Below are 14,522 nucleotides of genomic sequence, written 5' to 3'. Positions count from 1 at the left end.
CACTCTAAGAAACGCCTGGGCGATTGCGCAACAATAGCCAAAGCGTCGCCATCCCGATGATATCCAGCGCGCCTAGCATCACGAACAGCGGGGAATAGCCAAACACGTCCGCGCTCTGGCCGATCAGCAGGGTGAAGAGCATCCCGCCGATCCATGCGATCGTGCCCGCCATGCCGCTCGCCGTGCCGACCATGCGGCTGTCGAACACATCGGAACATAAAGTAATGAGCGCGCCGTTCAGCATCTGGTGCGCGAACCCGCCGACGCAGAAAAGCGCGATGGCCAGTCCCGGCGAACCGGCAAGGCCTATGCAGGCCGGGCCGATCATGCACACCGCGCCGATCGACATGGTGATCTTGCGCGATGCCAGTACGCTCGCCCCGCGGCGCATGAGCCACGGCGGGAGCAATCCAGCCGCCAGCGAACCAAGATCGGCGGCTACGAACGGCATCCATGCCCAAAGTGCGATGCTTTTCAGGTCCAGGTTCCACACCGCGACCAAATAAAGCGGGATGAAGAAGTTGAAGGTCTGCCAAGCTGGTTCGGCGAAAAAACGCGGAATGGCGATGGCCCAGAAACCCCGTGACCGGATCACCTCCGAACGGGTGGATGGGCGCGTCGCATCACTCGCGTCGCTTTGCCCCGCCTTGATCAGCGCGCGCTCTTCCTGGCTCAGGCGGCGATGGCGATCGGGCGTTTCATAACCGAACCACCACAACACAGCCCAGACCAGACTAAGCGCGCCAGTGACGATGAAGGCGGACTCCCACCCCCAGGTCAGGATACAGAATATGACGATCGGCGGGGCCGCGATCGCGCCTACGCTGGTCCCCATCTGGAACGCGCTGGTCGCCAGCGGACGTTCGCGTGCGGGGAACCATTCCGACACCGATTTGGCCCCCGCGGGAATCGCCGCGGCTTCGGTCGCGCCGAGCATTCCGCGGAATATGGCAAGCCCCTGCCAAGTGGTCGCGAAACCATGCGCCATATTGGCGAGCGCCCAGCCAACCGCGAACAGGAAGAAACCGAGCCGGGTGCCGAGCAGGTCGAGCACTGCGCCCGCCACCGTTTGCATGATCGTATAGGCCAGCTGGAACGACAGAACCACATAGCTGTAGCTTTCGGTCGTCATCCCCATCTCTTGCTTGAGCGTGGGGGCGGCGACTGACAGGGTCGATCGGGCGAGATAGTTGAGAATCGTCCCGATCGTCACGAGGCTGATGATCCACCAGCGCAGATGGCGGATCGGCTTTCTGCCGGGCGCACTCATGGCCGGGCGGCGCTGACCGGAACGACTTCCAGCGCGGAGACGATCGCTTCTCCGACCTTGGGCTTGAAGCTGATCAGGATGCCGTCCCTGCCCGCCGTCGCAGGCAGGCTGCGCGTGATCGCCTTGAGCGTGCCGCCAGCCGCCGCCGCAATGTCGAAGCCGGGCAGCGCGACCTTGCCATTGATCGCCACGTCGAACAGGCGCTTACCCTGCTCCGCCGAAGGTTCGACGAAGTGGAGGCGCACGGTATAGCGGCCGGGCTTGGCCGGGATATGATAAGTGAAGTCGCCCGATCGATAGGTTGCTGCCTGATCCCGGTTCGCCGCTCCGCTGATCGCGGCGGCCTGGATGGGGGCGTAACGATTCTTGCGCGTGTCGGCGGTGCTGGACGCGCCGCCCTTGAAAAAGGCGTCGGAACCGAAGCGATGCCCGGGATCCGCCGCTGCCAGAATCGCGCCGCTGTCAATGCGGAACGCCGTCGCAGCATCGCTGCCTACCGTCCAGTCCACGCTGTCGTTCTGTATGCCATTGGCAAAAAGCGCGCGCGCCTCGATCCGGTTCTGTCCTTCGGCCAATCGCACGCCGGGCCAGACGCAGGTGGCAAAGGCGCAGGTCCGCATCGTCCCCATCGACTTGCCATTGACCAGCAATTCGGTTTCGGGCGCATTGCTGTAAATCTTGATATCGGTCACGCCATAAGCGCGGTCGACATAGCGTTTCCCTGCGATCTGCACTGCCGGCGCGGCCGACCAGTTGACGCGATAATACCACCAGGCGTCCTTGCGGATCGCACCGTCATAGGTGACCAGCCCCTTGGTATTGATGTCGACTGAATCCCCTTCCTTGCGCACCTTGGTCGCAAAGTCGAAGCTGTTCCACAGCCAGCTGCCCCACAGATAAGGCTTGGCCTTCACCTGCGGCCAGACGCGTTCGTGCAGCCACGCCTGATATTCTTCGGGCTGGTCGCGACCCGACGCATTGATCGGCCCGCCCTGCGGATCGTCGCCATGCTGCGACGTCGCGCCGCCCGCGCCATATTCGGTCAGCGCCAGCGGCTGCCCGGCATGTTTCTTGTGCAGGCCGTCGAGCACGGACGAGAAATCGTCCGCCTTGCCATAATACCAGCCCATATAGCGGTTGACGCCCAGCCCGTCGGTTATGCCGGACACATCGGGCACGCCCGGCATCCCGTTATTCTCGCAGCAATTGGCGAGCACGGTCGGGCGGATCGGGTCTTCGGCCTTGGCCAGCGCGTTGAGATCGGTCAGTAGCCCGCGCGGATCGGGAACCTCGCTCACCGCCTTGCCGATGAAGTCGGGCCGGTTGGGGCCGAAATCCACTTCGTTGGCGATCCCCCACACCGCTACGGACGGGTGATTGTAATTTTGCCGGATCATCTCGACCAGTTGCTGGCGGGCGTTATCGGCCACCGCCTTGGGCGCTTCCTTTTCGTCGGGTGACAATGTCCAGGCGGTTACCAGTGGAATCTCGTCCCACAGGATCAGGCCAAGCTTGTCCGCCAGGGCGTGGACCACCGATCCATGCTGATAATGGGTCAGGCGGATCGTGTTCGCGCCCATTTCGCGGATGGTGGACACCATCTTCTCAATGTCGCTCTCGCTCAGCGCCCACCCGTCCTGACCACTATCCTGATGCAGCCCCACGCCATAAAGAGGCGTGATTTTGCCATTCAGCAGGAAACCGCGATCGGGATCGAGCGCCATGGTCCGGATGCCGAAGGGCTGGCTGACGCTGTCAAGCAATGCGCCCTTGGCGTCGCGAAACTCCGCGACCATCGTGTAGAGATAGGGATCAACCGTGCCCTGCCACAGGCGGGCATTGTCGATCGTCAGGTCGATGCGGGCTTCGCCGTCAGCCCGCGCGGCCAACTGCACCTGGCTGGCCTGCCGGGCGACCTCTTGGCCGCTATGATCCACGAAGCGGACCACCAACTGCCCCCGCAGCGCGCGGCTGGCGTCGTTGCGGACGCGCGACAGGATGGAGATCGCCGCCTTGCCATTGTCGATGCTCCGCGTCTGCGCATAGACGCCGCTGCCGCCATGATCGAGCATCGCGAAATGCGCCGCCTGCGTCACGATCATCTTTACCGGGCGATAGAGACCGCCATGGACGAAGAAGTCGCCCGCCAGCGGCAAGGTCGGCTGTACGCCCGGCGTATCGGGCGCGCGATTGTCGACCTTCACCAGCAGGATATTCTCGCCGCTCTGGCGATAGGCCGATGTCGCGTCAAAGCGGAAGGCGGAAAAGCCGCCCGCATGGCTGCCCAGTCTTTGCCCGTTCAACCACACGTCCGCCGCCCGGCTCGCCGCTTGGAACTCCAGCCACAGCCGCTGCGAACCAGACAGGCGCGCATCGGGCAGGGTCAGCTTGTACCAGCCGATGCCCTGGGTCTGATCGATCGGCCGGTTGAGCGTCGCAGCCGCCGGGCTGCCCGGCAGATAGGAGCCGATGCGGTTCCAGCTATGGGGCACTTCTACCGGTTGCCATGGCGTGCCGCTGGCGGGCGGCGCGGCGGCATCACCCATTTGGAAGCCCCAGCCGGTGGTCAGCGCCACGCTCTGCCGGATTTCAGGTACAGCCGATATGGCCGCGGATTGTGCCAGTACGACAGTGGGCGTTGCGACCGCACAAAGCAGCACCGCCGACAACGCGCATAACCGATGGGGGATCAAGGCTCTCTCCTGAACGGGACTGGTCTATAAACTGGTATGACCACGCTGCATTGATTGGCTTTAGTTGTCAATCCAATTGGCCAGCCTATTTGCCCCCGCCGGACCAACGACTGGATGGAAACGCTGGTCCAGCACTGGACTGATACCGACGGCCGGACCAGTTTGATGCGAAGGTGCAGCTCCGCATCTAACCTTATCACCTAGTCGCGGACGGCGCCCCCGGTTACGGTGGGCGCCATCACGGCGCGAAAGAAATCCAGTTTGCGGGCGTCGGGCCACTGGCCGGAACCGGCCGCCTGGCCCAGTTCCAGCAATGTCCGGCTGGCCGGGTCATATTGCGGCCAGCGCAAATCGGCGCTGTTGGGATCGCCAGTACGGGCGAACGCGACGAGCGAACGCGTCATCGCCCGACTAAATGCCCGATCTGCGCTGGTCCAGGCGCGCGTGGGCCGAAACTGGTCGAAACTGTCCAGCGTGCCGAGCCAGAAGGGTACTTCTGATGTATGATAAGCCCCTGCCGTGGCGGGATCGAGATCGGTCAGTACGACACCGGGCGCAAAGCTGTGCGCGCGCGAAAATTCATAGCTGAAAATTCTGGACCGGCCATGCGCCGCCTGCGCCCGCGCCCAGCTATCCATCCCGACAGCCATCGTGCCGTCACGATCCGCCGCCCGTGCCTGCGCGCGCGCCTGCTCGTCATTCGACGCCGGATAGAAATCGAGGAAAGCCGATACCCGTTCGCCGAATTTGGCCTTCGCTTTGGCGCGATAGTCTTCCAGCCCGTTGACCGGGCCGAGGCCGCCGAAGGATTCATCATGGGTGAAGCCGAGCAAGAGCGGCACGTCATTCTGCGCGGATCGCGCGAAAATCTGCTCGACGCCCTGGGGCAAGAGATAGCCGTCCTGGACCGGGCCGATTTTTGGGCCATCTGCGATGCGCGGCACCACGATCTTGTCGGCGGGCAGCGCGCGCAACTCCGCCAGGCTTTTCACCCGGAGATAGGTTTGCAGCTTGACGCCCTCCTTCTCCGCATCCGGCAACGTCGCCATCGCGCTCGGACCATCGAGCAGCGCGCCGCTCATGCCGACGGCGCGGCGGAACAGCCCGCGCGCGAGGGGAGAGGCCTGTAACGCGGCCACTGACATGGAGCCGGCGGACTGGCCCACTATCGTCACATTGTCGGGATCGCCGCCAAACCGCGCGATATTGCGTCGGACCCATTGCAGCGCCGCAATCTGATCGAGGAAGGCGTAATTGCCCGATGTCTTGTGCGGCGATTCCGCCGACAGGTCGGGATGGGCGAGGAAACCCAGCGCGCCCAGCCGATAGTTGAAATTGACGAAGACCGCGCCTTCGCGGCTGACCGCTTCCCCGCCATAGAGCGCCATACTGGACGATCCGACATAGAAGCCGCCGCCGTGGATAAAGACGATGACCGGCGCTTTCTTGCGCGCGGCCGCCGTCCAGACGTTGAGGTAGAGACAGTCCTCGCTGGTGATTTCCGCGCCGGAATATTGATTGGTCATCACCCCGCGCTGCGGCTGCATACACTGCGGGGCATAATGGTCCGCATGATAGGTGCCGGACCAACGTGCGACCGGTTGCGGATCACGCCAGCGCAGGTCACGCACCGGCGGCGCGGCGTAGGGAATGCCGAGATAGGCCTGCCCGCCCGACGACAGCGCGACCCCTTCGACCGCACCCTGATCGAGGATGACGTGCGGGGTCTGCATGGCGGCAGGCGTAGCGCTGGCCGGCGCGAGCTGCGCCGCCAGGCTGAGGCCGATAGCTGTCAAAGAGGTCAGAATGCGGATGATTTCCTCCTGTCGCCATCGACCATGCGCAACGCTCGATCCGATGGATAGGGCGCCCGACGTCAGAACCGCAACGGCTCCGACGCCAGGCGCCATCGCGTTAGAATTTGAAGCGCACGCCGCCCTTGTAGGTCCGGCCCATCAGGTCATAATAGGCGCTGCCGTTCGCGGGCAATGGCGGGTCTTTGTCGAACACATTGTCGACATTGAAATAGACCGTGAACTGCTTGTCCGCGCCGAAACTGTAACGCACGCCCAGGTCGAGATAGGCGACCGCCGGGATATTATTGTTGCTGATGCTGGTCGTCAGCGCCGGATTATATTCCGGCTCGTCAGGCCCGAACAGACCGTTATTCTGGCTGGAGGGCGACACATAACGCACATTGGCGTTCAGGCCGAGCCGGTCGAGTTCATAATCGAGCGTCAGGTTGAACAACCATTTGGGCAGGCCCGCCGGGCCACCGAACTGCGCCCCGGTCTGACCGGCCCGATCGATGCCGTTGGGGAACAATGTCGACACGTCGATGGACGATTTGAACGACATGACATGCGTGGCGAGCAAGTTGGTCGTCAGCGTGCCCGCCAGGCCGATATCGTCCAGATTCTGGTTGTAGGTCGCCTGGAAATCAAGCCCGCGGGTCTTGAATTGCGCGACGTTGGCGGTGATGCCCCGCACGCCGGTCAACTGGCCCGCGACAGGATCGTTGTTGGCAAAACTGATCAACGAGCACCAGCTGTTGCCGGTATAGACGCCACCGACGAAGCAGTTGTTGACGACGCCCTGCGTACCCGTCGAGGTGATCGCATCCTTGATCTCGATATTATAATAGTCGACCGACAGGCGCAGCGCCCGCAGGAAGGATGGCTGCCAGGTCACGCCTACCGTCTGGGTGATCGACTTTTCCGGCGTCAGATTGGCATTGCCGCCGACGATGAATCCGGCGCTGTTGGTCGGGGGCGCGATGCCGGGGCGCGGATCGGCTGGCAAGGGCAGCGACTGGGTCTGGGGCGTGAACAGGTCGATCAGGTTAGGCGCGCGAATGTCGCGCGACCGCGTGGTGCGGAACATCAGGCCATCGATCACTTCCCAGGTCAGGCCAGCCTTCCAGGTGGTGACGCTGCCCGACGTGCTGTAGTCGGTCAGGCGTGCGGCGCCGTTAAATTCGATCTTGCGCGCGAAGGACATATCCTGCGCCAGCGGAACGATGGTTTCGACATAGACTTCTTTGACGTTCTGGCTGACCTGCGGCAGGGTCAACCCAGTGCCCGACAGCCAGCTGTTCGATCGCGACAACGCATCGGTGGTCAGCTCAACCGATTCCCTGCGATATTCTGCGCCGACGCCGACCGACACCGGTCCAGCCCAGGTGGAGAAAGGCTCGCCCTGGATGTTCGCGGCAAAATCATGCAACCGCGTCCGGCCCCTGCCGGTCGCGGTACCCATGATGTAGGATTTCGCGGCGTCCGAAACATTGGGCGTACCAAGAATGTTGATGGGCACGCAGCCCGCGGCGCGCGCGGCCGTGTTGCGACAAACGATCTGACCGTCCACAGATACGGCGTCTAGCGCGTTGCGGAAATTGACGTTGTTGAAATTATTGCTGATGCGGACATCGGACGTATTCTGACCGAACAGATAGGATGCGTCCCACTTCCACGAACCGCCCAGGTCGCCCTTGACGCCGCTCTGAACCCGGATCACTTCATTTTCGATCCGGCGCACATTGGGTCCGAACGCCTGCCCCGAATAGCCGATGGCCAGGCCAGTCGTAGGCACCTGCGCCAGCTGCGCCGGAGTCAGCGCCTGAGCGAGATAGGGATTGTCACGGGCGATGTTGAGAGCCGGGCCAGCGCCTGCCCCGTCGCGACGGACCAGGATGATGCCGGTGGTTGTGACGTGGGAATAAAGCGGTTCGACATAGACGGTCAGGCTGTCATTGACGTCGAACGACACCCGACCCATGGCATTGTAGCGCGTCTGTTCGGGCCGAAGCTGCTGGGTGTTGAGGTTGTTGATACCCGCAGCGATGTTGGCGGCAAGCGCTTCGGGCGTGAAGAAGTCCAGGCTGGCCGTCAGGTTGCTGAGGCCGCGATTGAACGTCGCCGTGGTCACCCCGCCATTCGCCGTGGGCACGAATGCCAGCCCGCGAAGCGCGCCTGCGGTCTGGATCACGCCGCCGCTGCTCGCCGCGCCATAATAATTGCCGTTCGGGCCAAGAACCGTGCTGGGCGTACCGGAAGGACGGTTGGCGATGACCGCGCTGTTCCAAGCCTGTCGGCCCCAGCCGCGCGCAGTGTTGTACGCGCTCGTCCCGCCATCATGATTATATTCGAAACCCGCGACGATATGGCCGCGCCCATCCGCGAAGCTGGTGCCGCCGGCCAGGGTGACGAACTTGTTCTTCGCGTCCTTGTAGCGGGTCTGGCTATATTGGAGGGACCCCTTGATGCCTTCGAACTTGTCGTCGATCTGGAAGTTGATGACGCCCGCCACCGCATCGGACCCGTAGGCCGCCGACGCACCGCCGGTCACGACGTCGGAATTGCGGATCAACACTGTCGGAATGACGTTCAGGTCGGTCGATCCCGCCGTGGTGGTGACGCCTGGCACGATCGTTTGCGGCAGGCGCCCCCGGTCCAGCAGCACCAGCGTACGGGTCGGCCCCAATCCGCGCAGATCTGCCAGGAACGCGCCGGTATTCCCTAGGCCGCCGGCATTGGGTGACACCGCCGCGCGGAAAGCGGGAACCCGGTTGATCGCGTCGCCAACATTGGTGATAGCGCGCGATTCCAGAAATTCCTGACCGATTACGGTCGTGGGCGTGGGGGCGGTATATCCGCTACGCGACAGGCGCGACGCCGTGACGACGATGTCCTGTCCTGCGGGATCGGCACTACCGTCCACCTCGCCTTGCGGCGCAGGCGCACTGCTTTCGGCGGCCTGCTGGGCCGACGCGGTGCCGACCATGAAAAGGAGGGAAGCGCCGCTCAGCAGCGCCGCGCGCAGCATGGCCGCGCGATTTCCTTCAGAATGATTATGCGATTGGGCGACATCTTCATGATAGCGCATTTGGTATCCCCTCTAGACGGCCGCTTCTGCAGACGGATTTGGCTTGTCCAATTTTCTAAAGCGGTCAGGCTAATCAATATAGTGATTTTTATCACTGCCGAATGATCAATATAATTTGTGATGCATTCGACGGCTGATTCTCCGGCGACCGATCTCGATCGGGATGAACGGGCGTCGGCATTGCATCGCGATGATGGCCCCACTTGATCAATCGCCTGATCGCCGCCTTAACTGATCCGATCGGCAGTGGCGTTGCGCAACTGTTCGCGGAACCATGTCAGTCCAGTGTCCGCTGCCCGTGCGTGATGATACTGCAGCATTTCGCGCATGACCGGCAGGTCGATCGGCGGGTTCATTACCCGCAGGGGCAATCGCGATGCCATGACCTTCGCCAGACGCTCATGCATCAGGGCCAGCCTGGTCGTTCCCGGCAACATCCAGGCGACCTGACTGAAGGCCGCGCATATGATCTCGATCCTGCGGCGGTCGCCATGTTCCCTCAGATGATTTTCGATGAACGTGCCGTCGCGCGACACACTGACGGCGACATGGCCGGCGCTGTAATAATAGTCTTCCGTCAGCGGTTCCTGCAGCATGGGGTTTTCTGACCACCCGACGACGACATGGCGTTCCTCAAACAGCAGTTCGCGCGGATGGGGTCCCTCCAAAAAGCGTTCGGGCGAGACGATGAAGTCCAGTTCGCCATCCTCCAGCCGTGCGTGAATGTCGCTGCGCGGCAGCGTGATTTCGATCCGCACCCCCGGCGCTGACTTTTGTATGCGTTCCAGCATGGGGCCAATCAGCACTGTCGTGACATAGTCGGACGCAACGATCCGGAAAATCCGCTGGCTATGGGCCGGGTCGAAGGACAGTCCGCGCGCGATGATGCCGCGCAGGTCTGCCACAACCGCCGAGATTTCGGGCGCAAGAGACAGCGCCGCGGCTGTCGGGATCATTTTCTTCCCATGCTGCACCAGTATCTCGTCGGAAAAGGCGTCACGCAATCGGCGCAAAGCCGCGCTCATCGCCGACTGCGTCAGATTGAGGCGCTTGGCCGCGCGGGTGACGTTCCGTTCCTCCACCAATATGTCGAACGCCACCAGAAGATTGAGATCAAACCGGTCCAGCCTCATTATCATGAATCCTATTGATCATATTCAACACATATCATCCATTTTACTGCTTTTTCAAAATATGTCACCCCTCCGCCATTCCCGCGAAGATCGGGGACAATGGGGAGGACGTATGAAAAACATTCTTTGGTGCGCCACGATGTTGGCCAGTGGAATCACACCGCAGGTCGCCATGGCGCAGAACGCGGATACGCAGGTGTCGGACGGTGGATTGGCAGAAATCGTCGTAACGGCGCAAAGGCGCGAAGAAAGCCTGCAGCGCGCGGCCATTGCCGTAACAGCCGTGACGGGCGACGACCTGACCCGATCCGGTATCACCGAAACATCCAACCTGGGCAAACTGGTGCCCGCCCTCGTCGTGCAGCCGACCGGTGGCACGACCAGCTTCTTCCTGCGCGGCGTCGGCACCAATTCGCAGAACAGCTTTTCCGAAAATGCGATCGCCTTCAATTTCAACGGCGTCTATGTCGGCCGCCCGACCGCACCCGCAGGCGTCTTCTATGATCTGGAGCGGGTCGAAGTGGTCAAGGGACCGCAGGGCACGCTCTATGGCCGCAACGCGACCGGCGGCGCGATCAACGTCCTGCCCAAAAAGCCGATCCTGGGCAAATTCGGCGTCGAAGGGCTGGCCGAATATGGTAATTATGACAGCAAGAAGGGCTTTCTTGCGGTCAATGTCCCCTTTGGTGAGATCGCCGCGCTGCGCGTTGCGGGCCAGGTGGTCGATCGCGACGGCTATATTTCCGATGGCTATGACGATGACAAGGGCGAAGCGGTGCGCGCCTCCTTTCTGCTCAAGCCTTCGGACATCTGGTCGATCAACATTGTCGGCGACTATTATCATCAGGGCGGCAAGGGGGGCGGCGCAGTGCTACTGCCCAGCAAAGCCTTCGCCGTGCCATCGCTCGACGATCGGGTCAGCGTCTCCGATTCGCGCGCGATCGCGGCAATCAACGGCTATGCATCCACCCTGTTCGCCCCGCCCTTCTGCGCAGGCGGCTTTATCGCCAGCGGCTGCATCGAAAATGCGCGCTCGGACGGCTATCTTAACAATCATTTTTATGGGCTGAGCGCCCAGGTCGACGGCGACATGGGCTTTGCCACGATGTCCGTCATTCCCGCCTGGCGCAAATCGAAGGCGGATTTTCGCACCTACCTCCCCGGCTTCCGGGGCGAGATACAGGATAATGCCGAACAGCTATCGCTGGAAATGCGGCTGACCTCCGCCGCCGACCAGCGGTTGCGCTATGTCCTGGGCGGCTTCTTCTTCAACGAGCAGCAGGACACGCTCAACTATTTCCGTCAGGGCCGACTGTCCACCACCCGCTTCACCCCCCGCCTCAAGACGCAGAGCCTGGCCGCTTTCGGTCAGCTGACCTTCGACGTCACCGATGCGCTGCGTCTGATCGCTGGCGGACGGTATACACAGGAAGACAAGTCGCAACTCACCGCGTCGGTGGGCGGCGGATTGCCCGGCCCTGTCGACCCGCCACTGGGCGCGCCTGTTACTGGCGACCTTAGCTTCAAAAAATTCACCTGGAAGGCCGGGGTTGAACTCGACGCCGGTCCCGCCTCCCTGGTCTATGCCAATGTCGCCACCGGGTTCAAATCCGGCGGCTTCTACGTCGCGGCCCCGCCGAGCAACAGCTTCCGCCCGGAAAGCCTGACCGCCTATACGATCGGTACCAAGAACCGCTTCTTCGGCAACAAGCTCCAACTCAATATCGAAGCCTTTTACTGGGACTATAAGGACCAGCAGGTGACGTTCGTGGGCGGAGTGCGGACCGGCACCGGCCTGTTCGCGCAGGGATCGCTCACCACCAATGCGGGCAAGTCGCGCATCTTCGGCACCGAATTCGAGGCCCGCTTCGCGCCGACCCGCGACGATCTGTTCAACCTCAACGTCCAATATCTGAACGGCAAATATAAGAGCCTCCAGACCGCCAACTTCTCCCCCACCGGCGCGCCAGTCACCACCGGCTGCACGACCATCGGATCGCGGCTCGCCAATCCGGGCGTCAACGGCGCGCGTTTCTACGACATCGACTGTTCGGGCCGACCCACGGTCAATTCACCCAAATGGGCGCTCAATATGGGCTATCAGCACAGCTTCCGTATCGGCGGCGGCATGGTGTTGGTGGCGGGCGCGCGGTCGAACATCGAATCCAGCCGCTTCATGAACTCCAACTTCCGTTCAGAAGAAAAGCAGGGTGGCTTCATGATGTCCGATGCGTTCCTGACGCTGGAAGGACCGCAGGAAAAATGGAGCGTCACAGCGTTCGTCAACAATATCGAGGATAAGGAAGTGCTGGCCCGCGCCGGCACGCGCCCGATCCTCGACTTCCCGGTCGGCACGCTACGTCCGCCGCGCACCTACGGCGTGCGTGTGGGCTTCAATCTGTGAAGTTCCTGTCCGCCCGGATCACCGGCGTGGCGCTGTCCAGTGTGATCGCCCTGCTGGGAACAGCAGCGGCGGTCGCCGGGCCGCCACGCGCCGCCTTCGTCACATTGGGGACGATGGGCGGTCCGGTGCCGGACGGACATCGGTCGCAACCGGCCAATGCCATCCTGCACGACGGCAAAACCTATCTGGTCGATACCGGGGACGGCACGGTGCAACAGATGGCACGGGCTGGCCTGCCCCTGCCGTCCGTCCGCGCCATCTTCCTTAGCCACCTGCATGTCGATCATATCGGCGGACTGGCGGCGATATTGGGCCTGCGCAATCAGACCGAAGCGCGTGACATACTGACCATCTATGGCCCGCCCGGCACGCGTGAACTGGTGGCAGGCCTTGTCGCCAGCCTCCAGCCATCGGCCAAGGCTGGCTATGGCATTCCCGGCAAGTCCTGGACCCCGCCTGAAAACACTGTGTCGGTGATCGAGTTGCGGGATGGCGAAAGCATTCGGGTGGACGACATGACAGTCCGCGTCGCGCAGAACACCCATTATGACTTCGCGCCCGGCAGCGTGGAGGATCGCCACTATAAATCCTTCGCCCTTCGCTTCGATCTGCCGGGCCGGTCCATTGCCTATACCGGCGATACCGGACCCAGTGCCGCGGTCGAACGGCTGGCGTCCGGCGCGGACCTGCTGGTCAGCGAAATGATCGACATAGACGCCACGCTGGACCGCGTCGCGCGCACCAGCCCGAATATGCCTGCCGCCGTAAAGGCGACGATGGTCCAGCATCTGACCACCCATCACCTGACGCCGCAAGAGGTCGGCGCGCTGGCCGCCCGCGCCAGAGTGAAGGCGGTGGCCGTCACCCACATCGCTGGTGGAACACCCGACGCCGCTCGCACCCGCGCCTATGCGGTCACCATCGCCAAAAGTTTCACCGGACCGGTCGCAATCGCCAACGATCTCGACCGCTTCTGATCCCATTCCCTCTCGCTCCCTTCTCACGAGGCACTAAACCGACATGGACATCAAGAACATCCTTATCATCGGCGGAGGCATAGGCGGCCTCACTTCCGCCATCGCCTTGCGCCAGAAGGGGTTCGACGTGACCGTCATCGAACGCGACCCCGAATGGAGCGTCTATGGTGTCGGCATCATCCAGCAGTCGAACGTCCTGCGCGCCATGGATCATTTGGGCCTGCTGGATGAATATGTCGCCGCCGGGGCTGGCTTCGATACGGTCGAAGTGTTCGCCCCCGACGGCACGAGGGTAGCCCGCGTCCCGTCGCCGCGCCTGGTCGAGGGCCATCCAGCCAATCTGGGCGTCGGCCGCCCTGCCCTGCACAAGGTATTGGGCGATCGCGCGATCGCCCTGGGGGCAAAGGTTCGACTGGGCGTCACAGCGACCGACATCGACGATAATGGCGATCAGGTGTCGGTTCGCTTTTCCGACGCCTCACAGGATAATTTCGATCTGGTCGTGGGCGCGGACGGCGTCTATTCGCAGACCCGTGCGCTGCTGTTCCCCGACGCGCCGTCACCGCATTATACGGGGCAAGCCGTGTGGCGCTATAACCTGCCCCGTACCGAGGGCATGGATTCTCTTCAGGCCTATAATGGTCCGACCGGCGTCGGCCTGGTGCCGATCTCGCAAGAGCTGATGTATATGTTCGTCACTACCGCCGAGCCGGATAACCCCCGTTATCCGCGCGAAGGTCTGGCCGCCGCCATGCGTGCCAAGATCGCCCGCTGCTCGCCCGCGATTCAGGCGCTGGGCAACCATATCACCGACGATGACGGCGTCGTCTATCGCCCGCTCGAAGCCTTCATGCTGGACGGCCCCTGGCATAAGGGGCGCGTCGTCCTGCTAGGCGATGCGGTGCACGCCACCACCCCCCATCTGGGCCAAGGCGCGGGCATGGCGATCGAGGACAGCATCGTCCTGGCGGAGGAACTGACGAACCATGACGATCTGGACAGCGCGCTGACCGCCTATCGCGAACGCCGTCACGACCGGTGCCGCTACATCGTCGAAAAATCGCTCGAAATCTGCATGGGCCAGCTTGGTAAGGGCGCGCCCGTCGACAATCATAAAGCCACCGCGGAAATGTTCGCGATGGTCTCCCAGCCGATCTGAAG

8 protein-coding genes are annotated in these 14,522 nt (G+C 62.7%); 3 read left to right on the top strand and 5 right to left on the bottom strand.

What is annotated here, in order from left to right; translation table 11 throughout:
* Positions 1-4: 4 nt before the first annotated feature.
* From Q0D44_RS08110 to Q0D44_RS08090, 5 genes are all read right to left on the bottom strand, one after another.
* Positions 5-1,270, bottom strand: coding sequence for an MFS transporter (locus tag Q0D44_RS08110; RefSeq protein ID WP_294135140.1), 1,266 nt, complete (start codon positions 1,268-1,270; stop codon positions 5-7).
* On the bottom strand, positions 1,267-3,963 hold the full coding sequence (locus Q0D44_RS08105; RefSeq protein WP_294135138.1) for a glycoside hydrolase family 2 TIM barrel-domain containing protein: 2,697 nt from the start codon (positions 3,961-3,963) through the stop codon (positions 1,267-1,269). The genes Q0D44_RS08110 and Q0D44_RS08105 overlap by 4 nt, the downstream gene beginning before the upstream one ends.
* Before the next feature lie 200 nt (positions 3,964-4,163).
* On the bottom strand, positions 4,164-5,759 hold the full coding sequence (locus tag Q0D44_RS08100; RefSeq protein WP_294135135.1) for a carboxylesterase family protein: 1,596 nt from the start codon (positions 5,757-5,759) through the stop codon (positions 4,164-4,166).
* 118 nt (positions 5,760-5,877) lie between these two features.
* Complete coding sequence (locus Q0D44_RS08095; protein WP_294135132.1) at positions 5,878-8,847, bottom strand: TonB-dependent receptor; 2,970 nt, start codon at positions 8,845-8,847, stop codon at positions 5,878-5,880.
* 227 nt (positions 8,848-9,074) lie between these two features.
* Positions 9,075-9,980 (bottom strand): LysR family transcriptional regulator, encoded by a 906-nt coding sequence (locus tag Q0D44_RS08090; RefSeq protein ID WP_294135129.1) that lies wholly within the window; start codon positions 9,978-9,980, stop codon positions 9,075-9,077.
* Between the two features lie 112 nt (positions 9,981-10,092).
* On the opposite strand from Q0D44_RS08090, the gene Q0D44_RS08085 reads away from it, so the two are divergent.
* Genes Q0D44_RS08085 through Q0D44_RS08075 form a run of 3 tightly spaced genes read left to right on the top strand, consistent with a single transcriptional unit; the run spans position 10,093 to position 14,520 of the window.
* Complete coding sequence (locus tag Q0D44_RS08085; protein WP_294135127.1) at positions 10,093-12,384, top strand: TonB-dependent receptor; 2,292 nt, start codon at positions 10,093-10,095, stop codon at positions 12,382-12,384.
* Positions 12,381-13,361, top strand: coding sequence for an MBL fold metallo-hydrolase (locus Q0D44_RS08080; RefSeq protein ID WP_294135123.1), 981 nt, complete (start codon positions 12,381-12,383; stop codon positions 13,359-13,361). Before Q0D44_RS08085 ends, Q0D44_RS08080 begins: the two co-directional genes overlap by 4 nt.
* A 43-nt stretch (positions 13,362-13,404) precedes the next feature.
* Positions 13,405-14,520: an FAD-dependent oxidoreductase gene (locus Q0D44_RS08075; RefSeq protein WP_294135120.1), complete on the top strand. Its 1,116-nt coding sequence runs from the start codon at positions 13,405-13,407 to the stop codon at positions 14,518-14,520.
* Positions 14,521-14,522 lie beyond the last annotated feature (2 nt).

Source organism: Sphingobium sp. (genome assembly GCA_023266575.1).
In the GTDB taxonomy this organism is placed as follows: Bacteria; Pseudomonadota; Alphaproteobacteria; order Sphingomonadales; family Sphingomonadaceae; genus Sphingobium.
This window is presented reverse-complemented; position numbering and strand designations above follow the sequence as displayed.

Bases quoted from the DNA above. Each gene is read 5' to 3' on its own strand.
- Q0D44_RS08110 (WP_294135140.1), bottom strand. From the start codon at position 1,270: ATGAGTGCGCCCGGCAGAAAGCCGATCCGCCATCTGCGCTGGTGGATC.
- Q0D44_RS08095 (WP_294135132.1), bottom strand. From the start codon at position 8,847: ATGCGCTATCATGAAGATGTCGCCCAATCGCATAATCATTCTGAAGGA.
- Q0D44_RS08075 (WP_294135120.1), top strand. From the start codon at position 13,405: ATGGACATCAAGAACATCCTTATCATCGGCGGAGGCATAGGCGGCCTC.
- Q0D44_RS08090 (WP_294135129.1), bottom strand. From the start codon at position 9,980: ATGAGGCTGGACCGGTTTGATCTCAATCTTCTGGTGGCGTTCGACATA.
- Q0D44_RS08085 (WP_294135127.1), top strand. From the start codon at position 10,093: ATGAAAAACATTCTTTGGTGCGCCACGATGTTGGCCAGTGGAATCACA.